This is a genomic window from Entomohabitans teleogrylli, assembly GCF_001484765.1.
Classification (GTDB): domain Bacteria; phylum Pseudomonadota; class Gammaproteobacteria; order Enterobacterales; family Enterobacteriaceae; genus Entomohabitans; species Entomohabitans teleogrylli.
Genome location: NZ_LLXO01000040.1, coordinates 1 through 26,818, shown reverse-complemented (window position 1 = coordinate 26,818; position 26,818 = coordinate 1). Strand labels below are relative to the sequence as shown.

The following is a 26,818-nucleotide window of genomic DNA, read 5'->3' as shown; positions in this document are numbered from 1 at the left end:
TTTTTATTCGCTCAACGACAGAATTAGTCTTCCAGCCATTCGGTATGGAATACGCCTTCTTTATCAATGCGCTTATAGGTATGCGCGCCGAAATAGTCGCGCTGTGCCTGAATCAGGTTGGCAGGCAATACCGCGGAACGATAGCTGTCGTAGTAAGAAACCGCCGCCGAGAAGGTCGGGGTCGGTATACCGTTCTGCACCGCATAGGCAACCACATCGCGCAGCGCCTGCTGGTACTCGTCGGCAATTTTCCTGAAGTACGGCGCCAGCAGCAGGTTGGCGATCGCCGGGTTTTCCGCATAGGCATCAGTAATTTTCTGCAGGAACTGGGCGCGAATAATGCAGCCAGCGCGGAAAATTTTCGCGATCTCGCCGTAGTGCAGATCCCAGTGATACTCTTCAGAAGCGGCGCGCAGTTGCGAGAAGCCCTGAGCGTAAGAGACGATTTTGCCAAGATACAGCGCGCGACGCACTTTCTCAATAAACTCGCCTTTATCGCCGCTGAACGGCTGGGCCTGCGGGCCGCTCAGTACTTTAGACGCCGCAACACGCTGCTCTTTCAGAGAGGAGATGTAGCGCGCGAAGACCGATTCGGTGATCAACGACAGCGGCTCACCGAGATCCAGCGAGCTCTGGCTGGTCCACTTACCGGTGCCCTTGTTGGCGGCTTCATCAAGAATCACGTCGACCAGGTAGTTACCCTGCTCATCTTTTTTGGTGAAAATGTCTTTAGTAATGTCGATCAGGTAGCTGCTTAGTTCCCCGGTGTTCCACTCAGAGAAGGTCTGCGCCAGCTCATCGTTCGACAGGTTCAGACCATGCTTAAGCAGAGAATAGGCTTCGGCAATCAGTTGCATATCGCCGTATTCAATGCCGTTATGCACCATCTTCACATAGTGACCGGCGCCGTCTGCACCGATATAGGTTACGCAGGGTTCGCCGTCTTCCGCGACCGCGGCAATTTGCCTGAGGATCGGCGCGACCAGCTCATAAGCCTCTTTCTGCCCGCCAGGCATAATGGAAGGCCCCTTCAGCGCCCCTTCTTCACCGCCGGATACCCCGGTGCCAATGAAGTTAAAGCCCTGCGCCGACAGTTCGCGATTACGACGGATGGTGTCCTGGAAGAAGGTATTGCCGCCATCGATCAGAATATCGCCTTTTTCAAGGTAAGGTTTCAGGGATTCGATGGTTTTATCAGTGCCTTCGCCGGCTTTAACCATTAACAGGATACGGCGCGGTTTCTCAAGAGACTCAACAAAGTCCTGGACGGTGAAATGCGGCACCAGATTTTTGCCCGGATTTTCGGCAATGACCTCATCGGTCTTTTCACGGGAGCGGTTGAAAATAGAGACGGTATAGCCACGGCTTTCGATGTTAAGCGCCAGGTTGCGCCCCATCACAGCCATACCGACAACGCCGATTTGTTGTTTGGACATTACAAACTCCTGTCAGGTGTGGAGGCCCGTCGCACTCATACTTCGGCGGGCGTTGCTGAGCGCTATGTTAACTTAGAGTAACGCAGGTGTGCCAGTCATTGATAAATCCACAGCATGTATCATGAAAAGCATGGCATGAAACAACAAATCGCCCATCGTCCGGCCCGCTACCGCCGGCGTATTCCCCCGCGGAGGGCTTCCCCCTGACAGGTTGTGTTTATTGTTCCAGTAACCGGCGGTATAGCCCGATATAAGACGCCACCATTTGTTCAAGGCGGAACATCTCTTCAAACCGCAAACGGGCGTTTTTGCCGAACTGCGCCGCCTGTGCTTCATCGTCCCACAGGCGCTGCATCGCTTTGGCCAGCGCCTGAGGATCGGTGGCCGGGATCACATAGCCGGTCTGGTTATCAAGATTGATATACGAGGTTCCGGTACCCAGCTCGCAGGAGATCAGCGGCTTACCAAACTTCGCCCCCTCCAGCAGCGTAATGCCAAACGCTTCCGAGCGCAGGTGGGAAGGAAAAACTACCCCATAGCAGAGACGGTACAGAGCATTTTTATCTTCATCGCCCAGCACACCGGTGAAGGTAATATTATTCAGTCCGGCCCGGGCGACGCTGGCGCGTAGGTTCTCTTCCAGCGGGCCGCCGCCGACAATCACCACCGGCAGACCGGTTATCTGCGCCGCCCTGAGTAACACCGGCAGGCCTTTGTAGTAGCGAAACGCGCCGACAAACAGAAAGAACTTATTCCCCACCCGCTCAGCCCAGCGCGCTTCGCGCTGGCGATCGTTATCCATATTGCTGCATGACAGCCCGAAAGGAATAACCGACACTTTGTCTTTATAGCGCGCCAGCACCGGGCTCGATGAGGCATAATTCGGCGACGACGCCACAATGCTGTCGACATTATTCAGGAACCACGTTTTTAACGGGTTATACAACTGCAGCAGATTTTTTTGCTTAACAATATCCGAATGATATGTCACCACCGTTTTCCCCCGCGGCCTGCCAGTCAGGTGCAGAAGATCCATGAACGGAAAGGGAAAGTGATAATTGATAATGTCGTAATCATCTTTAATTTTATTAAAGCGCCGGATCGCCGCCAGCGAGAAAGGCGTGGAAGCGATTTCGCAGGCACTTTTATTGTATATAACGCGGTGATTATCCCACGCGACCGGGCCTTCATCTCTTTGCGGGCTAAACGTAAACACATCAGATGAAATATTTTGCTGGGCGCCGCCTTCACAGAGCTGGTAAATAACCTGCTCAATTCCCCCGTAGGTTTCCGGGTAGTAGGTTTTATAAACGTGTAAAACTCTCAACATGGCCCCTTACAACAATTTGTAAGCATTGATCGTCTGCATTGCGCAGTTTTCCCAGGAGAACATTTTCGCCCGGGCCAGTCCTTCAGGGATTGCCTTTTCCCGCCAGCCAGCATCCTGAAGGCCCATTAATATATGGTTGGTTAATGCCTCAATATCGTGGGGATCGCTCATTAATCCCGCCTCACCGACCACTTCCGGCAGCGAGGTGGTGTTTGAGCAGATAACCGGTACTCCGCAGGACATGGCCTCCAGCACCGGTAAACCAAATCCCTCATAAAACGAAGGATAAATAAACGCGCGCGCTGCGGCATAGAGCAGCGGTAATTCGCTATCCGCCACATAGCCGAGATATTTCACCCAGCCTTCGCGGGTTCCCTGGTCAATCAGCCGGTACAGTTGCTCGTCGTCCCACCCTTTATAACCGCACAGGATCAGCGGATAGCGCATCCGCACTTCCTGCGGCAAACGCTGATAGGCCTGTAAAATACCGTTAATATTTTTGCGCGGCTCCAGGGTGCCGATAAACAGCGCATACTGGTTATAGCGCAGATCGTAGCGCTGCAAAAACTCAGCGCAGGCCTGCGCGTCCCGGGGGATATAGACCTCACTACAGGCCAGTTTAGTGGTAACGATACGCGGCGCAGGATAATTAAACAGCCGTATCAGCGCCTGGCGCGAATAATCAGAAACCGTCAGGATCAGGCTGGCGCTGTTGAGGCTACTGACCAGCGCCTTTTCCATATAGCGCACCCGATCGGCGGGATGATATTCCGGGCAGTCAAAAATGGAAATATCGTGGAACGTGGCGACGGCGCGCGGAATATGGTGGGGCAGATAAAAATTCGGCCCATGGTAAATATAATCCGCATAGTTTCTCAGCGCCCGCTGTTGCAGACGCGGATAAAGAAAGCGGTAGCCTTCGATCAGTAACGACTGCTTACGCAACAGGGCCGATAGCCCCCGATGGCGGGTGGTTTTATTGTTTTTCTGATATTCGACATTGGGAATCGCATTGATAAAACGCCGGCCATGAAACAGGCGTAAATCGTCGATTTCCGGCGCTACCGACAGGCGGCGCACCAGCTCCAGAGAATAACGCCCTATTCCGGTCAGCGGATATTTAATCGGCTCGGTTGCGAAAATAACTTTCATAGAGACCTATTGAAACGCCATTGCGGCAATGAAATTTACCTGACGGCAAAATATAACCATAGCGGGCTTAGCACCCGCTATGAGATTGATTTTTATATTAATACTTATGATTTAATAATTGGCAGATTGCGCAGTAAAAATTGCGCGCTCTCTTTCCAGGTCAGCCAGGGAATATTTTTCGAGTCCGGCTGTTCACCTTTTTCATACAGTTTCAGCCAGTCGATAATCGCCTGTTCGATATCCTGCGGCGTTTCGCCGTTGAAATAAAAGGCGTGTTCCCCGGCAATCTCCCGGAACACCGGGATATCGCGCACAATCACCGGCAGCCCTTTCTGGGCGGCCTCGATCAGCGGTAACCCAAACCCTTCGCCGCGAGAGGCGAAAATCAGCGCTTTCGCCTGGCTGTAGAGCTTTTCCAGGAACTCGTCGCTGATATCATGCAACCAGAACAGACGCTTATTCAGTTGCGGATGGCGGCGCAGCGTGTCGCATAATCCATCCACATTCCAGCCCTGCTTACCGACGATAAACAGCCGGTAATCATACCCCTCGCTCCACAGTTGCTCGAACGCCGCCAGGGTCTGGGCATGGCCTTTGCGCGGCTCCATGGTGCCGACCATGATAAACGATGGCGATGCGGCCATTTTCGCCAGAATCTCCGGCGCATTGTCGGGCAACCCGCGGGTCGGCACGCTCGACGACAGATCGGCGCCGAGGTGGAAGTTGCTGATCTTCAACTGCGGATTAGCTTTAACCCAGTTCTGGTTCTCCTGCAGCCAGCGCCGTACATCGTCCGCCACGCTGGCGGAAACGCAGATCAGCCGGTCGGTATGACCTGCAAGACAGGAAAGCCACACCGGGAAGGCTTTCTGAATCGCCTCAATACTCCACTGTGGATAGCGCAGCGGTAAAATATCGTGCACCACAAAACAGGCGGACGCGCCCGCGCTGCGCAGTTGATCGAGCTGTGGAACAATGTCCGGGAACAGATGCGCGGTCAGATCGGTGGCAATCAGAATGTCATCTTTAGTGAACAGCACCGGCTCATCCTCCGCCCCAAACTCACCGGCAAAGTTAGCCGACAGGTAGCGATTCGCATAGCGATAGCACTGGCCTGGGGTATAGTACACCGCGCTGACCTGGTACCCGGGAACCCCGGACTTCAGCAGTTCATTGAGGATACTGCGCGAAACGCGCTGGATACCGGTACGGGCGTCATGCTCCACCAGCACGGAAATATCCACCAGCAGCTTACGGGTGTGGCTGGCAAAGCTGTTGCGGGCAACCGCCCACGCCAGCCCCAGACGATCGACCTCGGTCAGATCGGCCTGCGCGTGCATTTTTTGTATCTGGCGTTCGGTAAACGCTGCGGCATCAAAGCCAGAACCCGTCACGGATCCCTCGTGCAGGCGCTGAAATTCTTCCAGCGCGCTACGGGCGGTATTGTCCCAGGAAAAGGTCGCCGCCTGACGCACAGCGTGCGCTTTCAGTTGCGCATAGAAGTCGTCGTCGGTCAGCGCGCGTTCCATCACCCGACGAATATCGGCGACATCACGCGGATCAAACATCGCCTCATCCCAGCCAATCACTTCCGGGAGGCTGGTGGCGTTGGCGCCCAACGTCGCGGCGCCGCACTTCATGGCCTCCAGCGGCGGCAGGCCAAACCCTTCGTGCAGCGAAGGGAACACGAACAGTTTGCACAGATTGTACAGCGCGATCAGATCGTCATCGCTGAGGAACCCGGTAAAAATCAACTGGCTACGATCGAGACCATAGCTTTCCGCCAGCGCTAAGATCCGCTCCAGGTCATTCGGCTGAACTTTATAGGCCAGCACCAGCGGATAGCGCTGCTGTAATTCGCGCGGCAGCAGACTGTAAGCGTGGATTAACGCCTCGACATTTTTCCGCGGCTCAATCATCGCCAGCGTTAAAATGAACGCCTGCGGTAAATGGTACTTATCGCGCAACTGGCGGATTCGCTCATCGCTGTAGTCATACACCGCAAACTCATCGCCCACCGCCGATGAGATATTGGTGATCCGGCTGGCCGGCACCTGGGTATATTCAATGACTTCCTGGGCCGCCGATTGCGAGATCGCAAAAACAGCATCGGCATTTTCAAAATTCGCCAGCCTGCTCATATAGAATTCGCGAAAAGCGGGATCGCCCAGATAGCGCTCTTTATTGAGTAACGGGATCAGATCGTGACAGACGCATACCGTTTTCCACGGCACCGGCTCCACCGGCACTGAGACAACATAGTTATCATCGTAGCCTTCAAAAAAGCTGATCACATAAACAATGTCCGGCTGAATATTGGCGATCGCCACATCGCGCGCCAGATACGCGGCGTTATTACGGGCAAGATTGTCAGAGTATCGCCGGGCAACCGGCGCGACGGCGGAAAAAACGAACATCTCCTGCGGCGGAAGAATATCCTGGTACGCCCGTTTGACGTCGTTGATATTATCCAGATCGTACATGCCATTGATCAGAATACTAATGCGATGCTCGCCGGCATTTTTAATAATCGCCCGACTCATTGCCAGGGTGCTGCGCCCAATGCCGCGAAATTTACTTTCGGACTGGTAGCCCTGCACGTCAATCAGAATATGCAAGGTGCTCTCCTTATTTATTCTTTTTTAGCTTCAGGTAGATAGCATTCACCTGAGGGGGTAACAATTCAGGATGGACAATCTGCATTTCCGTTTGCGAAAGGATCTGCGCGTCAGCCTGCATCTGGCTGTGCTGAAGCGGATTCAGGCGACGATAAATGCGGTAGGCCGGCTGATACAAACCAACTTTATGCGCCAGATTAACCGCTTTATCTTTCATCGCCGGATGCTGGCGCAGAAACGAGAAGCTGGCGCGCAGAACTCGCGCCGCCAGATGTTTACAGCGCTGGACAAAGCCGTACTGACGCAGCAAATAAACCTGATTCCCCAGATAGCGATAAGGGCGCGTTAAACGCCACGAGCGGCTACGGTGTATCTTGTCAATCTCCGCGCGCAACAGGGCGTTTTCATTGGCCAGATGATGAACCTGACGCTCCGCGTCATCCAACCGCGCGCTGAGCGCCGCGACATCCGGGGGCAGCGGCACAGGTTCCGCCGCCGCGACCTGGCGCTGCACCAGTTCATTCAGCGCCTCCAGTTGTTGCGCCAGCGCGGCCTGTTGCTGGTTAAGCTGCCCGATATCGTCCAGCCAGGGCTGTTCCGCCACCTCGGGCTCCTCAGGGGCGGAATTCATCTCGCTGACCTGATCTTCCAGCTGATGCAGACGCCCCTCGAGCGCAATCTGACGCTGCTGGCTTTCCAGCATCATCGGCTCCTGAGCGGCAATCCAGCGTTCGACGGCGGACAGATTTTCCTGCGGCGCCGGCAGTGAAGATTTGTTGTTAAACAACTGCTCAAGGGTGCGAAAATTCCACTGCTCCGCCGGCAACTGCCATACCGCATACAGCCAGCGGTTCCACGGCTCCGGCAGCGAGAACGGACTAAGAGGCGAACTACGCCAGAAAGCATTCGTCCGCCGCTCGGGGCTGCATATTTCATTAACCAGAATAAAGAATGACTGGATCAGATCGTACGGCCAGGTACAGTCGCTTTTCCCGCCGGAGATAGAGCCGTAATCGATCAGATAGCTGTGTTGCCTATCCACCAGGATATTCCAGGTTCGCACATCGTCGTGGTACAGGTCGTGCTCCTCGAGTACCGCCAGCTGGCGCAGCACTGAGCCCAGCACCGCTTCGCGATCGACGGCGGCGCCCTTCGCCAGCAGCTCGCTGAGCAACGAACCGGGCAGGCGTTCCATCACCAGCCAGCCTTCATCGCCTTCACAGCCGTGCTGCAATAGCGCCGGGGTCTCTAATCCCTCTGGCGGCCGGGCTAAAAACGCCACCTCATTATCAAGCTCGCTGCGGTTACGCTGGCTCTCTTTGCCGGTTAACAGACCGCTAGTGGTAGTAAAGTGAAACAGTTTGCAGACAAAATCATCGCCGAAGTAGTAGCGGCGACTCTCTTTGTGCGCAAAGCCGGCTTCCGGATAGGGACGCAACCGCCAGTCGTTAAAACTGCGGTTAAAACCATCCAGTATCACGCGCCGGTTACTAATGACAAACATCGGCCGCCCGATGTCGGACAGGTGGGTATCAAACTGACCAATCAGTTTGTAAAACGCGCAGCGTTCAATCAACTCGCGCGGATCCGCCGGCTGGGACGACCCCCAGTAGAGCGGCTCTTCCTGCAGCGCCAGTTCGAGGATCAGCGCCTGCGTGCAGTTCGCCAGCCGCTCCAGCCACTCCTGAACCTGCGCCACGCCGTGCAGATGAACAATATGGTGGAATACGCTCAGACCAATCGCCATATCGTACTGACCGGGTTCCAGAGCCTGAATCACCTCTTCGATACGCCCGACGCTGAACGACACATCCAGCGCCGGGTTTTCTTGCGCCAGCGCCTGGCAGAGATCGATATTCTCCGGCTGGAAATCGACGCCGGCTACCGTGGCGCCCTTCGCCGCGAGGCTAAGGCTGAAAAATCCCTGAGCGCAGCCCAGATCCAGCACTCGCAGCGGACGGCCAAGGGCCTGCGCCAGCGCGTCATACTGGCGGCTGATTATCTCCAGGCGCACATTGCAGTCCCGGGAAGCTTCGCCATCCCATTCCGGATGGCCGTAAATCGTCTGGTATACTTCAGGTAATGCGGAAACTCGCTGTTGTATATGCGTATTCATTAACTGTCTTATTCCGATATCAGTTGCAGCTTTCAAAAGTGGATTTCAGATCGATAATTCCCCAGAACTCCATGTTCTTACTGACATGCAGAATAATCGAATCATAGCGCCGGTCGAGCGGCGTCATGTCGCTTTGTGGGTTACCTGCGGAAATACCAAAAGAAAGTAAATAATCGCCGCTATTAAGATTGAGCGGAAAACTGAACTTAAAGACTTTTACCTCACCGCGCTGAACGGAGAAATTCTCGCGCCCTTCGGAGGCCAGAAACGAGTTAGTGCCATACAGGAAAATCCCGTCGAGGGTTTTAATCAGGATCCCCGGCACCACGCTGTCGAAATCAGTATCAAACGCCACCTTGATGAAAAAATCAGTCTGCTGGCTGCTTTGAATCGTGGTCGGATAATCGGCCCCGGCGGCGCGAATATTGTAATCGATAATCCGCGCCCCGCCCTGCCCCCAGCGGTACTCTTCGGGCCGATAGCCATGGCGGGTATGATAAACGTCCCCGGCGTCAGTGAGCGATAAGCCACTTCCCGCTGACTCAGACGCCGGCTGTGACGGCTCAGCGGCAGCCTGCTGCGGTTTGCCGAACAGCTCGTCGAGATAACGATTGGTCACATCCCGGGAAGAGCCGTCCATGCTGATACGGCCATTTTTGAGGAAAATGGCCCGATCGCAGTGCTTAACAATATCCCCGGCGCTGTGGGAAACCAGCAGCAGCGTGGTGCCCTGCTTTTTGAAATCGGCAATACGCGCATAGCATTTCGCCTGAAAACGCGAATCGCCGACCGATAACGCTTCATCGACAATCAGGATATCCGGCCGCGATGCCGTCGCCACGGCAAACGCCAGGCGCATCTGCATCCCGCTGGAATAAATGCGCACCGGCTGGTCGATATAGTCGCCAATATCGGCAAACGCCTCGATTTCCGGCATCAGCGCGCTGATCTCATCCCGGTTCAGCCCCATCATCAGCCCGGACATAAACACGTTCTGACGACCGGTGAAATCCGGATGGAAACCCATACCGAGCTCCAGCAGCGCGGCAACCCGCCCGCTGATCGCGATCTCCCCTTCCGTGGCCTGCGTGGTGCCGGTCAACAGTTTCAGCAGGGTACTTTTCCCCGCGCCGTTAACCCCAACAATGCCTACAGCCTCGCCCGGTTCGATGGTGAATGAAATATCGCGCAGCACCCACTTTTTAGTGTGATGGACCCTGTCGCCAGGGCTGAGCTTTTCAAAAACGCGCTTCCATTTAGAGGTGTAATACTTATAGGCTTTGCCGACATTACGGACCTGAATACTCATTATTAAATCTCGTCAACAATATCAGCGGAATGTTTCCTGAACAGGCGCCAGGCAAGGAAAAACAGTACCACGGAAATGGCCGCTATCGGCGCCAGGGCCGCCCAGTCCGGGCTGGTGCGATACAGCATGATATTCTGATAAGCGCCGATAATCGTCGCCATCGGGTTGAAACGCAGTAAATCCACCGCCCATTCCGGCAGGGTTTTGCTGACGTAGACTATCGGGGTAAACCAGAACCAGAATTGCAGCAGAATAGAGACAAACTGCCCGACATCACGCACAAAGACATTCATGACCCCGAGAATAATCCCCAGCCCGATAGTAAAGACCATCTGCACCAGCAGCACCGGAATCATTTCAAAAAACACCCATCCGGGGAAATTACCGGTGACCACCAGAAACAGGACAAACAGGCTGAAGATAATCAGAAAGTTAATAAACGCCGAGGCGGAAACAATGATCGGTAAGCAAATGCGAGGAAAGCTGAGCTTTTTGAGGATATTGGCATTCGACAGAAAGACATTGACCAGACTGTTGAGCGTTTCGGTGAACAGCCCCCAGGTCAGTACCCCGGAACACAGGTAGATACTGTAGGCGAACGGCCCGTCCATTCCGGCCAGTTTAGCGCGCATCAGCTCAGAAAAGATCAGCGTATATACCGCTATCATGGCGACCGGCTGCAGAACCAGCCATGCCGCGCCGAGAAAGCTGGTCTGGTAGCGGGACTGAAAATCCCGCTTCACACTGTCAATAATAAAACCGCGATAGCGATGTATCGCTGCAAACATCGGACTCAAAGCGACTTCTCTCTCATCAGATTGAGGATCTCAGCGGTTTTTTGTTCCATCAGCGCCGGATCGTTTCTTGACTCTACGTTCAGACGCACCACTGGCTCCGTATTGGAACTGCGCAGGTTGAAGCGCCACTCGGGGTACTCCAGGCTAATTCCGTCGGTGGTATCCACCCGCTGCGCCTGCGCTTCATAAATCGCCCGAATACGCGCAATGGCCTGGGCGGCGTTTTCCAGCTTGCTGTTGATCTCCCCGGAAGCCGGGAATGCCGCCTGGCGATCGGCCACCAGGGTTTTCAGCGAAGTATTCTTGATGCACAACAGCTCAGCCACCAGCAGCCACGGAATCATTCCGCTGTCGCAATAAGCGAAATCACGGAAATAGTGGTGCGCGCTCATCTCCCCGCCGTAGATAGCGTCTTCATGACGCATCCGCTCTTTAATAAACGCATGGCCGGTTTTCGACATCACCGGAACCCCGCCAGCGTTATTCACGATGTCAATTGTATTCCACGTCAGGCGCGGGTCGTGAATGATTTTTGCCCCAGGGTGTTTTTGCAGGAAGGCTTCCGCCAGCAGGCCAACAATATAATAACCTTCGATAAACTGGGCGTCGCCGTCGAACAGGAAGCAGCGGTCAAAATCGCCGTCAAAGGCGATGCCGAGATCCGCGCCGCTGGCGCGCACCGCATCGGCGGTATCCTGACGGCATTCCGGTAGTAGCGGGTTGGGGATACCGTTCGGGAAATTCCCGTCCGGTTGATGATGGACTTTCACGAAGCTCAGCGGAGCGCCGGCGGCGATAAAGCGTTTTTCGATTTCATCAATGACGTGCCCGGCGGCGCCGTTGCCGGAATTAACCACCAGTTTCAGGGGACGGGTGAAGTTCGCCAGATTGATATAGCCCATCAGATGATCGACATAAGCGTCGAGTACCGATATTTGCTGATACTGGCCGCGCCGGGCTGCCTCTACCGGCGGGAAGCGGTTCTCTTCCGCCAGGCGCTGAATATCGCGCAGACCGGTGTCGCCGCTGATCGGTCTGGCGCCTTCGCGCACCAGTTTCATACCGTTATAGTTCATGGGGTTATGACTGGCGGTCACTTCAATGCCGCCGTCCAGCCCGAGGTGGAAAGTCGCGAAGTAGATCTCCTCGGTACCGCTTAAGCCGATATCCAGCACATCGGTCCCTGCATCCTGCAGTCCTTTCGCCAGCGCCATTTTCAGGGCTTCGCTGGTCAGGCGGACATCGCCGCCTACCACAACGCGCTTCGGCTTAAGGAACTCCCCGTAAGCGCGGCCAATGCGATAAGCGATATCCTCATTCAGGGCTTCGCCCAACTCACCGCGGATATCATAAGCTTTAAAACAGGTTAACTGAGACATTACTGATTCCTGAACAACTTAACAACGACCGTATTGATCTTTTATACGAATAATATCGTCCTCTCCCAGGTAGGAGCCGGACTGGATTTCAAGAATTTCCAGAGGAATTTTGCCCGGATTTTCCAGGCGATGAGGAACGCCAATTGGCAGCAGCGTCGACTGGTTTTCCGTAAGCAGAAAGGTTTCGTCCCCGCGCGTCACCTGGCCGGTGCCGGAGAGAATCACCCAGTGCTCAATGCGGTGATAGTGCATCTGCATGGAGAAAGCGCCGCCGGGCTTCACGGTAATGCGGTTAACGTTAAAGCGTTCGCTCTGCACCACCACATCGCAGCGCCCCCACGGGCGATAAATTTCACGGTGGCGGCGGTATTCGCTGCGGTTATTCTGTTTGAGGTGCTCAACCACTTTCTTCACGTCCTGCACCCGGCTCTTATCCACCACCAGCACGGCGTCTTTGGTATTGATGATCACCAGGTTCTCAACACCGATCGCGGCCACCAGTTTCTCATCGGTGTTGACGTAGCAGTTGTGCGCGTCGTGCAGGAACGTGTCTCCGCTCAGGACATTGCCGCCGGCATCTTTATCACTGACTTCCCAAAGCGCCGACCAGGAGCCTACGTCGCTCCACTCCGCATCCAGCCCAACGACAACTGCATCGGCGGTATTTTCCATCACCGCATAATCAATGGATTCATCCGGACATGCGCAGAACAGATCCCGGTCAATAGTGATAAATTCGCTGTCTTTATTTGCCGCGCTCACCGCCGACTGGCAGGCCTGCAGAATATCCGGGCGGAACTTCTCAAGCTCTTCGAGATATTTACGCGCCCGGAACATAAACATTCCGCTGTTCCAGTAATAACTGCCGGATTCAACATAGTGCTGCGCCGTAGCGAGGTCGGGCTTTTCGACAAAACGCGCCACGCAGAACGGCGCATCGCTTTCTTTGCCGAGTTTTTCACCGCGCTGAATATACCCGTAACCGGTCTCCGGGCTGTCCGGCACAATCCCGAAAGTCACCAGCCGATCCTCTCTGGCATAGCGCTCGGCAATGCGAATCGCTTTGTGGAAGACCGCTTTGTTATTAATGATATGGTCCGCCGCCAGCACCAGCAGCAGTGGATCATCGCCGTTTTCCACCGCATTCAGCGCCGCCAGCGCAATAGCCGGCGCGGTGTTGCGCCCAACCGGTTCGAGGATGATATTATGGGATAATTTGTTGATCTGCCGTAACTGCTCCGCCACCAGGAAACGGTGCTCTTCGTTACAAATCACCATCGGTTCCGCAACGTCAACTCCCTCCAGGCGGAGGATCGTTTCCTGCAGCATGGACTGCTGGCCATACAGGCGCAGAAACTGTTTCGGGTAGAGCTCGCGAGACATCGGCCACAGTCGGCTACCGGTACCACCAGCCATAATCACGGGGAGTAACATTTTAGATTCCTTAATTCAATCAGTTATCAGACAAAAATATCGTTATCTGATGATTTATCACTCTTAACTCAATACACACGCCAGCGCTTTCAGGAATGCTACCGCCCCTGGCTATCGCTACCACCGCGCGCATATATTGACAATGTCAATTTTGCAGCCTCTTTATTCCTGAAAAAAAATCGCCTACCCCTTATTTGGTACGACAATGTCCTTGTTTACCGGAGGCGGTTGGCACATACCTGTGGCAGGGATTTATATTAAAAATTTCTATGACTCTGGAAATTGGAAATAATTTTTGATTGATGAATGATATTTGTCCACGGGCACAATAAGAGTGGTCTGATACATAAAACATTATATTACTACTATCTCCTGGCCGGCATGCCGGGAAACTGACCGGACGCCGCGGAATTGCTGTATGAAACATCGCCATACAGCAATTCCGTGAGCTAATAGCTCAGCGGGCGAGTATTTTTTCAATACGTTCGCGGAATTTCTGCCCTTCTTTCAGGTTACGCAGCCCGTACTTCACAAATGCCTGCATATACCCCATTTTCTTACCGCAGTCATAGCTCTCGCCGGTCATCAACATGGCCTCGACGGGCTGTTTCTTATTCAGCTCGGCAATAGCATCGGTTAACTGATAACGGCCCCAGGCGCCAGGCTGATTGTGTTCCAGCTCCGGCCAGATATCTGCTGACAGTACATAGCGCCCCACCGCCATCAGATCGGAGGGCAGGGTCTGCGGCTCATCAGGTTTTTCAATAAAATCAACGATACGGGCGATTTGCCCTTCATTTTCCAGCGCGGTTTCGGTGGTGATGACCGAGTATTCCGACAGATCCCCTGACATTCGTTTCGCCAGCACCTGACTACGCCCGGTCTCATTGAAACGCGCGATCATCGCCGCCAGGTTATAACGCAGCGGATCGGCGGAAGCATCATCAAGGACAATGTCAGGCAGGACCACAACAAAAGGATTATCGCCAATCGTCGGACGCGCGCACAGAATAGAGTGACCCAGCCCCAGCGCATGGCCCTGGCGCACGTTCATAATGGTCACCCCCGGGGGGCAAATGGATTGTACTTCGGCGAGCAACTGGCGTTTTACGCGCTGTTCGAGCAGCGCTTCCAGCTCGTAGGAGGTATCAAAATGGTTTTCAACAGCGTTTTTAGAGGAATGCGTAACCAGTACTATCTCTTTGATTCCGGAAGCAACGACCTCATCGACGATGTACTGAATCATCGGTTTGTCGACAATCGGCAACATTTCTTTAGGAATCGCCTTAGTGGCTGGCAGCATATGCATACCAAGGCCGGCGACGGGGATGACTGCTTTCATATTGCTCATTCTTTTCTTATCCCACCTGTGAACCGATAAATGGTTGAGGAATTATAGCCTTTTCACGTTCCGAAGCCAGCAAGTTTTATAGCTGTGCTATACTAGCGCCGCCGTGACAGAGATCAAATGACAAATATATCCATTCAGACAATTTACCCCCCACAGAGTTCGCCGCTGACAATACAGCAACGGCAGGCAACCCAGTCTGGAAACAAAAAAGCAGGTCCTGTCTATTATATCCATCAGCCCCTTCACCTGCCGCACAAAAAACAATCAAACCCATAAAAATCAATATATTAAAATGAAAACGGGTTCAATCCCGCGAATAAACATGCATGATTATCGAATTTCGCGGCTAATTTTCAGCGTACAATGGAAGCACATTGTAAAATAATTCAGACAACTGTTCATTTTTCCTGCTATATCCCTGCCGGGAGACATGATATATTCCTCATACCAATAAGAATTACCCTTCATAAGCCTTTTAGATATTAATAACACCACTAATAAAATCAGTGCATTCCTATTGCTTTTTTATATTTATTAACCTAAGGCGCCAACTATTTTTTATTTCTGGTTAGCCTGACGCCCTCACCCGCTGTTACCTCCAGGTTGCATTAACACACAGATCGCCCCATCATCAGACTGTGACAGTTGTCATGTAAAATGAGGTTACCCACAGCATATGGAATGGATTGCCGATCCATCGATCTGGGCCGGGCTGATTACACTGGTAGTTATTGAACTGGTGCTCGGCATTGATAATCTGGTATTTATCGCCATTCTGGCGGAGAAACTTCCCCCAGGCCAGCGCGACCGGGCGAGAGTCACCGGGCTGCTGTTAGCCATGGTGATGCGCCTGCTGTTGCTGGCCTCCATTTCCTGGCTGGTGACACTCACCACGCCGCTGTTTCATATCCACGACTTCAGTTTCAGCGCCCGGGATCTCATCATGCTATTTGGCGGCCTGTTTCTGCTGTTTAAGGCCACCGTCGAACTCAACGAACGCCTCGAAGGTAAAGACCATGAAGGCCCGGTTCAGAAACGCGGCGCGAAATTCTGGGCAGTGGTGGCGCAGATCGTGGTTCTGGATGCGGTTTTTTCGCTCGATTCGGTGATTACCGCCGTAGGGATGGTCGACCATCTGGCGGTGATGATGGCAGCAGTGGTAATCGCCATTTCCCTGATGCTGCTGGCCAGCAAACCGATTACGCGTTTCGTTAACGGCCACCCAACCATCGTGATCCTCTGTCTGAGCTTCCTGCTGATGATCGGTTTCAGCCTGGTGGCGGACGGATTTGGCTTTGCGATTCCCAAAGGTTATCTGTACGCGGCCATCGGTTTCTCAGTCATGATTGAAGCGCTGAATCAGTTAGCGATGTTCAACCGCCGGCGTTTTTTATTTGCCCGCCAGAGTCTGCGCCAGCGCACCGCGGAAGCGGTAATGCGCCTGCTGAGCGGCCAGAAAGAAGAAGCCGAGCTCGATACCCGCACCGCCATGCTGGTCGCCGATGTCGATCAGGCGGACAGCGTATTCAATCCCCAGGAAAGAATGATGATCGAGCGGGTGCTGAACCTCAATCAGCGTAGCGTCAGCAGTATCATGACCTCCCGCCACGACATTGAACACATCGATCTCAGCGAATCCAGCGACGTCATTCACCGTCTGCTGGAGAAAAACCGCCATACCCGCATCGTGATCACCGACGGCGAGGATAACCCGCTCGGGGTGGTGCATGTCATTGAACTGCTCCAGCAACTGTTGCGCGGTGAAGCGCCAGACCTGCGAGCGCTGGTTCACCAGCCGCTGGTGTTCCCTGAGGGGCTACAGTTACTGCACGCGCTGGAACAATTCCGCCGCGCGCGCACCCATTTCGCCTTTGTCGTGGATGAGTTTGGTTCGGTCGAAGGTATCGTCACCCTCGGCGATGTGATGGAAACCATCGCCGGCAATCTGCCGAATGAAGTGGAAGAGCCCGACGCCCGCCACGATATCCATCAAAACCCCGATGGTTCCTGGACGGCTAATGGGCATATGCCGCTGGAAGACCTGGTCCAGCATATCCCGCTGCCGCTGGATGATAAGCGTGAATATCACACCATCGCCGGGCTATTGATGGAATATCTCCAGCATATCCCCCACGCCGGCGAAGAGATCCATATCGGCGATTACGCCATCAAAACGCTGGAAGTCGAAAACCATCGGGTACAAAAAGTCGCCATTATCCCAATGGCCGAACCGGATATGCCGGATTACGAAGTGTAATTTACGTAACAAAAGCGCGGACGTTTTTGCTGCGCAGCAGCGCGCCCGCGATACCCCGGCACATCGCCGGAGGATTACAATTTATCGAGCAATTGCTGTAAATCCCGCGCTTTGCTGCTCTGCGGATTACGTTCCGCCCACTCCCTGAGACGCCGCTTCGCCTCATCCTGTAGCTGGCGGCGCAGAATCTGATCGACCTGCAGGTTGTAGCGCAGTTGCTGCCAGGGGCCATAAATGCGCAGCGGCACCTGGGTATTCTTCAGGGTGTTGATGATTTTGCTTTCGCCGCGCCAGCCGCCAGTCACCTGAATATTGAAGTGGGTATCGCAGTCTTCCTTAACCAGATCGAGGGTTCCGTCGCCGGTCAGGGAGATCATCTGCGAGTCCCCCGCCATCTGTTTAAGGCGCAGCGTGCCGTTATCCAGCTCCGCCTGAGCGGAAAACCGCTCCAGCATGGTGGCGTTATCGTAGTTCTGCTGAGCCTGAACGCTACTGTTGCTGCGGGCCACCGCCTGCTGAATCAGTTGCTGGAAATTCATCCCCTGCATCCGCGAATTTTCCATGCGCACGGCGGCCTCCCCCTGCCAGTGACGGCGAAAATCGCCGGCGTCAAAGCTATTGCCAGTGAAATCCCCGGCAAGGGACAGGTTGCCGGTCAGGGCGATCGGGTAGTTGAACGCCGTCAGCACCTGGCCGATTTCGATATTCTTGATCCGCGGCTGTACCGCGACCTTCGGCTGCCCCTTCCGGGCATCGAGAGTCCCTGGCAGGCTGAGGTTACCGGCGCCCAGCTTGCCCTCCAGCCGGGCGATAGTCATCATTCCCTGCTGATTGGTTATCTGTGCCGCCACATCGCTGAACGGCAGCCCACGCCAGCGCAACTGCTGCGCCTCCAGCGCTATCCGGGCGTCAAAACTGCGCAGATCGTTATAGCTGGCCCAGTTCTCATCGCCGGAAAAAACCGGGCGCGGCTGTCTGGCGCCCTGTTCGGCGCGCGGCACGGCGTTATTTACCGTTTCCGGGCCGTTGCCCGTCACCAGCAAATTGTCCAGATTCAGTGACGGCGAGCGCAGATTGATCTGCCACTGCGGCTTATCCCCCGCCTGTATCACCGAAACTGACCCGCTAAACGCGCTGTCATTCGCCGTGAGGGCAATATTACTCAAGGCGATTTGCTTATTGCTCTGCTGCCAAAGCGCCTGCATCGCCCCCTGGCCGCTGATGCCCTGCGGCGGCAGATCGGCGCCCTGCAACTGGTAATTGATGTTTTCGAGACTGGCCGCCAGGGTATGCGGGAACTGGCTGACGTCGAGATCGGCGCTGAACGACAGCGCCAGATCGCGCTGGTTGCGATTAATGCGGCTACTGAAATCGATATGCGCGCGGTGCTTTTCGCCCTGCTCCATCTGCAGATTGATATCACGCAGCGTCACCTGGTCGTCATCGTCGCGCTGAAAAACCAGCAGGCTATCGGCAATCTGTAAATTTTTAATGGCAAACGACCAGCCTGAGCGCTCATCGCTGGCGGCTGGCGGGCTGTTTGCCGGCCCAACTGGCGCCCCCGCCGGCGTCTGCGATTCGCTGGCCGGGGTGAGCTGCACCACCGCCCCCTTGAGAAACACCTGATTGACCTGAAGCTGGTGGGACAACATCGGCCAGAGCGCCACATCAAGACGCATATTATCAGCGCTGACCACGGGCTGGCTGGCGCCGGGGGCAGTCAGCGACATACGGCCCGACAGGATGCTCAATCGCGGCCAGACATGCCAGCGCAGCGGCCCGTCAAGCACCAGTTGGTATCCGCTGCGTTGCTCAACCTGACGCACCATATAGCTACGGAAGTCATTGGGATTGACCAGCAAGACCAGCGCCGTGAGGCCAACTACCAGCACCACCAGCAAAATCATCAGCGTGGTCAGAAATCGTTTCATGGCTTCTCCCCTGGGGCAGATATGCATAAAATCATTCGGGTAGCCTCAGGGTAACACCGCCCCACTCCCCGCTTGCCTGGCGCAGGCGCCGGGCCACAGTCAATCATCAATCTGCCGAAAACGCCGCCAGCCAACAGCCCTCCCACTAGCGGGCAGCCCGGCGTACAACCTGAAAGATAATGTATATACAACAGGTTAGTCTTTATCAATACGGCTGGCGACCGCACCCTGCTGATCGCGGTACTTGGCATCCTCGCGGCGATTATACGGGCGGGCCGCCGGGCCGGAGAGCGGTTCAAAACTCAACGCGCCAATGACCATTCCCGGACGCAGCGCCAGCGGCAGCTTCCCGGAGTTATAGAATTCCAGCACGATACAACCTTGCCAGCCGGGATCGATGCGGTGCGCCGTCACATGCACCATCAGCCCGAGACGCGCCAGCGACGAGCGACCGTCCAGCCAGCCCACCAGATCGGCGGGCAGTGTGACCGATTCCAGCGTCACCGCCAGCGCCAGTTCTCCCGGGTGCAGATAAAAGGCATCGCCTTCCTGAAGGACAATCTCATCGCTCATGACCCGGTCCAGCGCCGCGCTGACTTCCGCTTTCGGCCCGCTCAGGTCGATAAACGCCGCGGTATGGCCGCTGAAAGTACGGAATTTATTTCCCAGACGCACATCAACCGTCGCACCATTGATGCGATCGACCGGGGGACGGGGGGTAATCGACAGGCGGCCATCATCAAGCCAGGCTTCAATATCACGGTCACAAAGACGCATCGCAGAATCTCCTTTCGCGCTCAATAGCCACTACCATGCCACAGCCGACCGGCGATGACTATGGCGGGCGGCTATCCGCCCCGGGGCCATCACAGCTAACATTTTGCCTGCCATCAGGCATTACTCAAAAAACTGACTTATTTTCGCCTTCAGAATATCGATAGCAATCCGATTTTTACCGCCGCGCGGAACAATGATGTCCGCATACTGCTTTGATGGCTCGATAAACTGCAAAAACATCGGCCGCACCGTTTTCTGGTACTGCGCCATCACCGAATCCATCGAGCGACCGCGTTCATTCACGTCGCGGCGGATACGGCGCATCAGGCAAATATCCAGCGGCGTATCGACAAAGATGGAGAAATTCATTTCCCCGCGCAGGCGGGCGTCGGTCAGCAGCAAAATCCCTTCCAGGATAATGACTTTTTTCGGTTCAATATGCACCGTGTTAGTGGTGCGGGTGTGTTCCACATAGCTATAGACCGGCAACTCGATAGATTTACCGGCTTTCAGCATTTGCAGGTGCTGAAACAGCAGGCTGTGGTCCATGGCGCTGGGGTGGTCATAATTGGTTTTAATGCGTTCTTCCATCGACAGATGACTTTGATCCTTGTAGTAGCTGTCTTCCGGAATAACACCAATGTGCTCGTCGCCGACCTGCTCACGAAGTTCCCGGTAAAGGGTACTGGCAATTAAACTTTTCCCTGAGGCAGATGCGCCGGCTATCCCGACGATGACGCATTGATGAGACTTGTCAGTCATAAAAGTAACGACCTGGTTAACGTAAAAATAATAAGAAGGAAGGACGGCGCAAGGGCGCCAAACGCGGCAATTATAGGGGGTCAGGAGAGTCTATACCAGATAAAACGCGCCGACGCGCCAGACTGTCCGGCAGGCGCCAGACCCGTCGGCGCAACTACGCATCCGCCGCCATGACATCACGCATAATTATGTTAACATTATACACATAATAAATTTACATCTATCCTGCCTCGCCGATATCGCGCTTCCCCTTCAAAAATCCGGGAAACAGCGGCAATGAACCAGGCCGGTAAGGCAGGAGATGTGCGCGCCGATGGCCGTTCAGGACGGCAACGACGTGCCGCCACAGGGAAATCCGCTCCGCCAGGACACCGGCTACAGCGTGGTCATGAACAGGGTCGGTAACGGCCTGTCGATATTGTCAGTGGACTGGTGGTCATGAATAACACAATGAATCCCCCTACATCAGCAACATACTGGCGACTGGCGCGTCTGCCCGTCCTTGGGGGAGTGAGTTTTCTGTTCACGCTTTACTCTCTGGAACTCACCACCTTCGGCACCGTGCTGGCGCCGCTGTGGTTCCCGACGGCGATCATGATGGTCGCCTTCTGGCGCCAGCCTGTCGCCCACTGGCCGGCTATCGCCGCCATTTGCTGTACCGCCAGCCTTTGCGCCACGGCGCTGCTGCTGACCATCACGCCTCAGGCGATCGCCTACAACGCCATTAACGTGATCGAGGCCGCCATCGGCGCGCTGTTACTGCGCCGGCTACTGCCCCGGGAACACCCGCTGGAATCGCTGGGCGACTGGGGCCGCCTGGCGCTGAGCAGCGCCGTGATCCCCGCCCTGTGCGGCGGTATTCTGGTGGTGGTGCTGATCAACAGTGAGGCCTCGGTACGCAGTTTTTTCATTTGGGTATTGTCGGAGGCTATCGGCGCGCTGGCGCTGGTGCCTCTGGGCATCCTTCTCCATCGCCGCTACCTGATGCGCCACCGGGACAAGAAACTACTGGTCGAAACCCTGTTAACGCTGATCGCCACGCCGCTGCTGAGCTGGCTGGCGCTTGGCTGGATGCCGTGGCCGTTTACTTTTGTCATCCTGCTGCTGATGTGGAGCGCAATCCGCCTGCCGCGGCTGGAGGCATTCACCGTTTTCCTGGTCACCACCATGGTGGTCTCCCTGACCATGGCCACCCATCGCGGGCTGCTGGAAATGCCGGATCCGGTGCTGATCAACCACCTGCCGTGGCTGCCTTTCCTGATGATTCTGCTGCCGGCCAATATTATGACCATGGTGATGTACGCTTTTCGCCAGGAGCAAAAACACATCATCGAGAGCGAGGCGCGTTTTCGCAGCGCCATGGAGTATTCGGCCATCGGTATGGCGCTGGTCTCCACGGAGGGGAAATGGCTGCAGGTGAATCAGGCTCTGTGCGCACTGCTGGATTACCCCCAGCAGCAACTCAAAGAGATGACCTTCCAGCAGATCACCTATCCGGATGACCTGAATGCCGACCTGGAGCAACTTAGCCAACTGGCGCAGGGGGAGATCAACAGTTATTCCCTGGAGAAACGCTATTACACCCGCAGCGGCGCCATTGTCTGGGCGCTGTTAACCGTTTCGGTGGTGCGTAACCACGACGGCACGCCGCGCTATTACATTGCCCAAATCGAAGACATTACCGAGCTCAAGCGCAGTGAAGCAGTCAACAAACGCCTGATGGAGCGTATAACTCTCGCCAACGAGGCCGGCGGTATTGGTATCTGGGAGTGGGATCCGCGCCATCAGCAACTGAGCTGGGATAAACGCATGTTCGAACTGTACGATGTGGCGCCCCACGAGCAGCCCAGCTTCCGGCTGTGGCTGAGTAAGATTGTCGAAGAGGATGCGCCACGGGTAGAGCAGGCGCTTAACGATGCGCTGGCCAGGGGCAGCGATATCCGTCAGGAATTCCGTATTTATCGCAAAGGGACGGTACGTCACGTACGTATTCAGGCCAGCCAGGTGCGCGACAGCCAGGGCAATATCGAGCGGGTGCCGGGCATCAGTATCGATATGACAGAAATAAAGCAGTTGCACGATGCCCTGTATCAGGAAAAAGAGCGCCTGCACATCACTCTGGAGGCGATCGGCGAAGCGGTTATCTGTATCGACGCCGGCGACAGGGTCACTTTTATGAATCCGGTCGCCGAAGCGCTCAGCGGCTGGTCGCAGCAGGAGGCGCTCGGCCTGCCGCTGCTTACCGTATTGCCGCTCACCTGTAGCGACAGCGGCGCCGCTATCAACAACATTCACCATACCGGTAACCAGGAACTGGTGCTCCATCACCGCATCAACGGGCGCTACGATATCCACCACAGCATCGCGCCGCTGACCGGCCTTGACGGAAACAATATTGGCTATGTGCTGGTCATGCAGAATGTCACTGAAGCGCGCAATATGCTGCGCCAGCTGAGTTACAGCGCCACCCATGACGGCTTAACCCATCTGGCGAACCGGCTCAGTTTCGAAAACCAACTGCGCCAACTGCTGCAAAATATTGATCCGCAGGCGCAGCACGCGCTGGCGTTTATCGATCTCGATCGCTTTAAGGCGGTGAACGATACCGCTGGCCACGCGGCGGGGGATGCGCTATTGCAGGAGCTGGCGCGCCTGATGAAAGCGCAGCTGCGCGGCGGCGATACCCTTGCCCGACTGGGAGGCGATGAATTCGGCCTGATCCTGCCGCACTGCAGTATCGATAACGCCAGACAGATCGTCGAAAACATTGTCCGGCACATTAACGATTACCGTCTGATGTGGAACGATAAGCTGTATCAGGTCGGCGCCAGCGCCGGAGTGACCCGTATTGATGCCCACAATACTCTGGCCTCCGAAGTGATGTCCCAGGCGGACAGCGCCTGCTATGCGGCAAAAAACAGCGGTCGTGGAAAAGTGGTCGCTTTTGAAGCGCACCAGGCATGGCAACAGTCTGGTCAGCCAGCATCCAGAACTCTCAGCAGCCAGTTGCCTGAGGAGTGCAGCCTGCAATTGATGGTGAGCGGCGTGACGCCGCCGCGCTTGCCGGACGCTATCAGTTTCTGGCTGATTTTACCGCAGTGGCGAACGCCGTCTGGCGAACCGCTACACCACAGCGCAGTGGGCGATGAGTGGCAAAAGGCGCTGGACAGAAAGCTGTTCAGCACCTTTTTCACTGTCCACAGCGCGGCGCTGGCCCGTAAAGGCTTCAATATCGCGTTACCGATTTCCGGCGCCACCCTCGCCGGCGTCCGGGAGATGGCGCAACTGGCGGAACTTTTGCTGGAAAGCCCGCTGCCGCCATCACAGTTGCATCTGATTGTCGCTCAGGACGCGCTGCGCGCCGACGACCAGACAACGCGTGAAAATCTACGCCGCCTGCAAAAAACGGGCTGCTCGTTCATTCTGTCCGGTATCGGCCGCGATCTGGAAATTCTGCCCCGCCTGGCGGCGCTGCCGTTTGACTATCTGATGCTCGATCGCCAGTTAGTGCAAAACATCCACATTAGCCTGATGGATGAAATTATGGTGACGATTGTCCACGGTCATGCCGACAGACAAAAACGTAAAACGATTGCCGGCCCCGTCGAACCAGGGCCGTGTGTCGATACTCTGGCGGGGATCGGCGTTGACTTTATATTCAGCGCCGATAGCCAGTCGCTGGAGTCGATGCTCAGCAACAGTTATTTCGCTATTCACTGATCGGGCTGCCAGTCGGCGGTATTCCAGATATGCAGTAGCGCATAGGAACGCCACGGCTGCCAGCGTCGGGCATAGCGGCCAATCTGTCCCGGGGTCATCCCCGGGAAACGCTGTTTGATCAGATAATCATCAGGCAAAAAAACGTCTCTGGCGTGCCAGCCGCGCAGCGCGAAATAGCTGGCCGTCCAGCGGCCGATTCCGTCGAAGGCGATCAGTTGCTTCATCCCCTGCTCCACGTCCGGCGGCGCCGTCAGCGGGAAGCGCCCTTCTTCACAGGCGCGGGCAATCTGCACAATCGCCTGCGCGCGGCGCAGCGACATCCCCAGCGCCCGCAGTTGCGCGACCTCGGCCCGCGCCAGGCTTTGCGCCGCGGGAAACAGACGCCATTGTGGATCGTCCTCCAGTACGCGGCCGAACTCGCGGACCACGCCGGCGGTCAGTTTCGCCGCCATCGCCACGCTCACCAGTTGCCCGAGGATCGCCCGGACAATTTGCTCAAACGGATCCACGCAGCCCGGCAGGCGAATCCCCGGTCGCACCGCAGCCAGGCTGCCGAGGGTCTCCAGCAGCGGCGCAGGTTCACAGTCCAGATCGAACAAGCGGCGTAAACTTGCCAGGGCTTCATCAGCTACCGGCGCCAGGCCGGCGCTGAGGGTTACCCGCAGTTGTTGGCGTGCCACGTCAGGCACGGCGTCAATCACCCCCTGATGTTCGCCCAGCGCGAACGCGCGCTGGTAGCCGGTGTGACTCACCACCTCGACGCCCTGTACGGCGCGGGCGGAAAGAAACTGCAGTATCCAGGGCCAGTCATAAGGGCCCTGCCAGTTAAGAGTACAGGTCAGCATCGCCATTCCTTTATTTATCGTCGTTTCAGCATACCAGGCGCGCCCCTCCGGCGCTTGCTTTTATATTCCCGTTGCCGCCGCCGCGACATTTCGCTAAAGTCGCCCCCCTTTCTTCACTGGCATGGGGATAAGTATGTTCATTGGTTTCGACTATGGCACCGCCAATTGTTCGGTGGCGGTTATGGAAGCAGGCGCGCCGCGGCTGTTGGCGCTGGAAGGCGACTCGGTGCTGCTGCCTTCGATGATTTGCGCGCCAGTGCGCGAGGCGATCAGTGAATGGCTGTGGCGGCACCAGCGGGTAGAGGCTATCGGCGAGGAATCGCAGGCGCTGCTGCGCCGGGCGCTGAATGCCAACCGCGAAGAAGATATCAGCGTCACGCCGGACTGTGTACGCTTCGGTCTGGCGGCGCTGGAAGCGTATATGGACGACCCGGAAGAGGTCTGGTTTGTTAAATCGCCGAAATCGTTTCTTGGCGCCAGTGGGTTAAAGCCGCAGCAGGTGGCGCTGTTCGAGGATCTGGTCTGCGCCATGATGGTCCATATCCACCGCCAGGCCGAAGCGCAGTTGCAGGCGTCAATTACCCGGACGGTTATTGGCCGGCCAATTAACTTCCAGGGGCTGGGCGGCGAGGAATCCAATCGCCAGGCGCTGGGTATTCTGGAAAGAGCGGCCCGGCGCGCCGGTTTCCGCGAGGTGATTTTTCAGTTTGAGCCGGTGGCGGCCGGGCTGGAGTTCGAAGCCACCCTGCAGGAGGAAAAGCGGGTGCTGGTGGTGGATATCGGCGGCGGCACCACCGACTGTTCTTTATTATTGATGGGGCCGCGCTGGCGGGCGCGGCGCGATCGTCAGCAGAGTTTACTGGGCCACAGCGGCTGTCGGGTAGGCGGTAACGATCTGGATATTATGCTGGCGTTTAAGCAGTTGATGCCGCTGCTGGGACTTGGCGGGCTGACGGAGAAAGGTACCGCGCTGCCGGTGCTGCCATGGTGGAACGCTGTCGCCATCAACGATGTTCCTGCCCAGAGTGATTTTTACAGCGCGTCCAGCGGGCGCCAGTTGGCGGAGCTGGCGCGCGATGCCTGCCACCCGGCCCAGGTGGCCAGGTTGCAGAAGGTCTGGCGCCAGCGTCTGAGCTACCGGCTGGTACGGGCGGCGGAGGAGAGTAAGATTGCCCTTTCCGGCCAGCAGGTCCGGGATACGCCGCTGCCGTTTATCGACCATGGTCTGGCGCAGGTTATCACCCGCGAAGCGCTGGACGAGTCGCTGCGCCAGCCATTACAGCGGATACTCGAGCAGGTGAGTCTGGCGCTGGCGGATGGCGCAGTGAAACCGGACGTGATTTATTTGACCGGTGGCAGCGCGCGTTCACCGGTGATCCGCCAGGCGCTGGCGCAGTTGCTGCCGGATACGCCTATCGCCGGCGGCGATGATTTCGGTTCGGTGACCGCTGGTCTGGCGCGCTGGGCGCAAGTGATGTTTCAGTGAGGGGCCTGGCGGTGAGGGGGTCTGGCGGCGAGGCTTGATGGGGGCGTTGCTTTTTTCCGTTCATGGTGTCAGCCGGGAATGTGTCTGATGCATTGCTGCTTTTTCCGTTCATGGTGTC

The 26,818-nt window shown here is 56.0% G+C and carries 18 protein-coding genes; 4 read left to right on the top strand and 14 right to left on the bottom strand.

Annotation, left to right across the window (positions count from 1 at the left end; genetic code table 11):
* Positions 1-23: 23 nt before the first annotated feature.
* The 10 genes from gndA to galF form a co-directional block, all read right to left on the bottom strand.
* Positions 24-1,436 carry an NADP-dependent phosphogluconate dehydrogenase gene (gene gndA, locus AQ981_RS23380; RefSeq protein WP_058914171.1) on the bottom strand — a complete coding sequence of 471 codons (1,413 nt, stop codon included), beginning with the start codon at positions 1,434-1,436 and terminating at the stop codon, positions 24-26.
* Between the two features lie 217 nt (positions 1,437-1,653).
* A complete protein-coding gene (locus tag AQ981_RS23375; protein WP_154675979.1) occupies positions 1,654-2,766 on the bottom strand; it encodes a glycosyltransferase family 4 protein in 1,113 nt (370 codons plus the stop codon).
* Between the two features lie 6 nt (positions 2,767-2,772).
* Positions 2,773-3,918, bottom strand: coding sequence for a glycosyltransferase family 4 protein (locus tag AQ981_RS23370; RefSeq protein ID WP_058914170.1), 1,146 nt, complete (start codon positions 3,916-3,918; stop codon positions 2,773-2,775).
* Positions 3,919-4,022: 104 nt separating this feature from the next.
* Positions 4,023-6,536, bottom strand: a complete 2,514-nt coding sequence (locus tag AQ981_RS23365; RefSeq protein WP_058914169.1) for a glycosyltransferase family 4 protein — start codon at positions 6,534-6,536, stop codon at positions 4,023-4,025.
* Between the two features lie 10 nt (positions 6,537-6,546).
* Entirely contained in the window at positions 6,547-8,652 is a 2,106-nt protein-coding gene (locus tag AQ981_RS23360; RefSeq protein ID WP_058914168.1) for a methyltransferase domain-containing protein, read from the bottom strand.
* 19 nt (positions 8,653-8,671) lie between these two features.
* Positions 8,672-9,961: an ABC transporter ATP-binding protein gene (locus AQ981_RS23355; RefSeq protein ID WP_058914167.1), complete on the bottom strand. Its 1,290-nt coding sequence runs from the start codon at positions 9,959-9,961 to the stop codon at positions 8,672-8,674.
* Positions 9,962-9,963: 2 nt separating this feature from the next.
* Positions 9,964-10,749, bottom strand: a complete 786-nt coding sequence (locus tag AQ981_RS23350; protein WP_058914166.1) for an ABC transporter permease — start codon at positions 10,747-10,749, stop codon at positions 9,964-9,966.
* Between the two features lie 5 nt (positions 10,750-10,754).
* The gene (gene rfbK, locus AQ981_RS23345) at positions 10,755-12,137 is read right to left on the bottom strand and encodes an O9 family phosphomannomutase RfbK (RefSeq protein WP_058914165.1); all 1,383 of its coding nucleotides are present in this window, start codon (positions 12,135-12,137) and stop codon (positions 10,755-10,757) included.
* An 18-nt stretch (positions 12,138-12,155) separates the two neighbouring features.
* Positions 12,156-13,571, bottom strand: a complete 1,416-nt coding sequence (locus tag AQ981_RS23340) for a mannose-1-phosphate guanylyltransferase/mannose-6-phosphate isomerase (protein ID WP_058914164.1) — start codon at positions 13,569-13,571, stop codon at positions 12,156-12,158.
* Between the two features lie 457 nt (positions 13,572-14,028).
* Positions 14,029-14,922, bottom strand: coding sequence for a UTP--glucose-1-phosphate uridylyltransferase GalF (gene galF / locus AQ981_RS23335; protein ID WP_058914163.1), 894 nt, complete (start codon positions 14,920-14,922; stop codon positions 14,029-14,031).
* 676 nt (positions 14,923-15,598) lie between these two features.
* Here galF and AQ981_RS23330 point away from each other — a divergent pair.
* A complete protein-coding gene (locus AQ981_RS23330; protein WP_058914162.1) occupies positions 15,599-17,179 on the top strand; it encodes a TerC family protein in 1,581 nt (526 codons plus the stop codon).
* Between the two features lie 74 nt (positions 17,180-17,253).
* Here AQ981_RS23330 and asmA read toward each other — a convergent pair whose 3' ends face one another.
* The 3 genes from asmA to udk all read right to left on the bottom strand — a co-directional run bounded on the left by asmA (position 17,254) and on the right by udk (position 20,649).
* Positions 17,254-19,110 carry an outer membrane assembly protein AsmA gene (asmA, locus tag AQ981_RS23325; RefSeq protein WP_058914161.1) on the bottom strand — a complete coding sequence of 619 codons (1,857 nt, stop codon included), beginning with the start codon at positions 19,108-19,110 and terminating at the stop codon, positions 17,254-17,256.
* Between the two features lie 195 nt (positions 19,111-19,305).
* Positions 19,306-19,887, bottom strand: coding sequence for a dCTP deaminase (gene dcd / locus AQ981_RS23320; protein WP_058914160.1), 582 nt, complete (start codon positions 19,885-19,887; stop codon positions 19,306-19,308).
* A 120-nt stretch (positions 19,888-20,007) separates the two neighbouring features.
* Complete coding sequence (gene udk, locus AQ981_RS23315; RefSeq protein WP_058914159.1) at positions 20,008-20,649, bottom strand: uridine kinase; 642 nt, start codon at positions 20,647-20,649, stop codon at positions 20,008-20,010.
* 301 nt (positions 20,650-20,950) lie between these two features.
* Here udk and AQ981_RS27790 point away from each other — a divergent pair, with 301 nt between their 5' ends.
* Together AQ981_RS27790 and AQ981_RS23310 are read left to right on the top strand one after the other, a co-directional pair.
* Positions 20,951-21,091, top strand: coding sequence for a hypothetical protein (locus tag AQ981_RS27790; protein WP_154675978.1), 141 nt, complete (start codon positions 20,951-20,953; stop codon positions 21,089-21,091).
* Positions 21,088-24,369 carry a diguanylate cyclase gene (locus tag AQ981_RS23310; protein WP_058914158.1) on the top strand — a complete coding sequence of 1,094 codons (3,282 nt, stop codon included), beginning with the start codon at positions 21,088-21,090 and terminating at the stop codon, positions 24,367-24,369. Before AQ981_RS27790 ends, AQ981_RS23310 begins: the two co-directional genes overlap by 4 nt.
* On the opposite strand, the gene alkA is transcribed toward AQ981_RS23310, so the two are convergent.
* The gene (alkA, locus tag AQ981_RS23305) at positions 24,363-25,214 is read right to left on the bottom strand and encodes a DNA-3-methyladenine glycosylase 2 (RefSeq protein WP_058914157.1); all 852 of its coding nucleotides are present in this window, start codon (positions 25,212-25,214) and stop codon (positions 24,363-24,365) included. The genes AQ981_RS23310 and alkA overlap by 7 nt on opposite strands.
* A 133-nt stretch (positions 25,215-25,347) precedes the next feature.
* Between alkA and yegD the strand changes: the two genes are divergently transcribed.
* Positions 25,348-26,700: a molecular chaperone gene (yegD, locus tag AQ981_RS23300; protein ID WP_058914156.1), complete on the top strand. Its 1,353-nt coding sequence runs from the start codon at positions 25,348-25,350 to the stop codon at positions 26,698-26,700.
* The last annotated feature ends 118 nt before the right edge of the window (positions 26,701-26,818 follow it).

Excerpts from the sequence above, each read along its gene's own strand:
- gndA (WP_058914171.1), bottom strand. The coding sequence starts at position 1,436 with ATGTCCAAACAACAAATCGGCGTTGTCGGTATGGCTGTGATGGGGCGC.
- AQ981_RS23375 (WP_154675979.1), bottom strand. The coding sequence starts at position 2,766 with ATGTTGAGAGTTTTACACGTTTATAAAACCTACTACCCGGAAACCTAC.
- AQ981_RS23370 (WP_058914170.1), bottom strand. The coding sequence starts at position 3,918 with ATGAAAGTTATTTTCGCAACCGAGCCGATTAAATATCCGCTGACCGGA.
- AQ981_RS23360 (WP_058914168.1), bottom strand. The coding sequence starts at position 8,652 with ATGAATACGCATATACAACAGCGAGTTTCCGCATTACCTGAAGTATAC.
- AQ981_RS23355 (WP_058914167.1), bottom strand. The coding sequence starts at position 9,961 with ATGAGTATTCAGGTCCGTAATGTCGGCAAAGCCTATAAGTATTACACC.
- AQ981_RS23350 (WP_058914166.1), bottom strand. The coding sequence starts at position 10,749 with ATGTTTGCAGCGATACATCGCTATCGCGGTTTTATTATTGACAGTGTG.
- rfbK (WP_058914165.1), bottom strand. The coding sequence starts at position 12,137 with ATGTCTCAGTTAACCTGTTTTAAAGCTTATGATATCCGCGGTGAGTTG.
- AQ981_RS23340 (WP_058914164.1), bottom strand. The coding sequence starts at position 13,571 with ATGTTACTCCCCGTGATTATGGCTGGTGGTACCGGTAGCCGACTGTGG.
- galF (WP_058914163.1), bottom strand. The coding sequence starts at position 14,922 with ATGAGCAATATGAAAGCAGTCATCCCCGTCGCCGGCCTTGGTATGCAT.
- AQ981_RS23330 (WP_058914162.1), top strand. The coding sequence starts at position 15,599 with ATGGAATGGATTGCCGATCCATCGATCTGGGCCGGGCTGATTACACTG.
- asmA (WP_058914161.1), bottom strand. The coding sequence starts at position 19,110 with ATGAAACGATTTCTGACCACGCTGATGATTTTGCTGGTGGTGCTGGTA.
- dcd (WP_058914160.1), bottom strand. The coding sequence starts at position 19,887 with ATGCGTCTTTGTGACCGTGATATTGAAGCCTGGCTTGATGATGGCCGC.
- udk (WP_058914159.1), bottom strand. The coding sequence starts at position 20,649 with ATGACTGACAAGTCTCATCAATGCGTCATCGTCGGGATAGCCGGCGCA.
- AQ981_RS27790 (WP_154675978.1), top strand. The coding sequence starts at position 20,951 with ATGTGCGCGCCGATGGCCGTTCAGGACGGCAACGACGTGCCGCCACAG.
- AQ981_RS23310 (WP_058914158.1), top strand. The coding sequence starts at position 21,088 with ATGAATAACACAATGAATCCCCCTACATCAGCAACATACTGGCGACTG.
- alkA (WP_058914157.1), bottom strand. The coding sequence starts at position 25,214 with ATGCTGACCTGTACTCTTAACTGGCAGGGCCCTTATGACTGGCCCTGG.
- yegD (WP_058914156.1), top strand. The coding sequence starts at position 25,348 with ATGTTCATTGGTTTCGACTATGGCACCGCCAATTGTTCGGTGGCGGTT.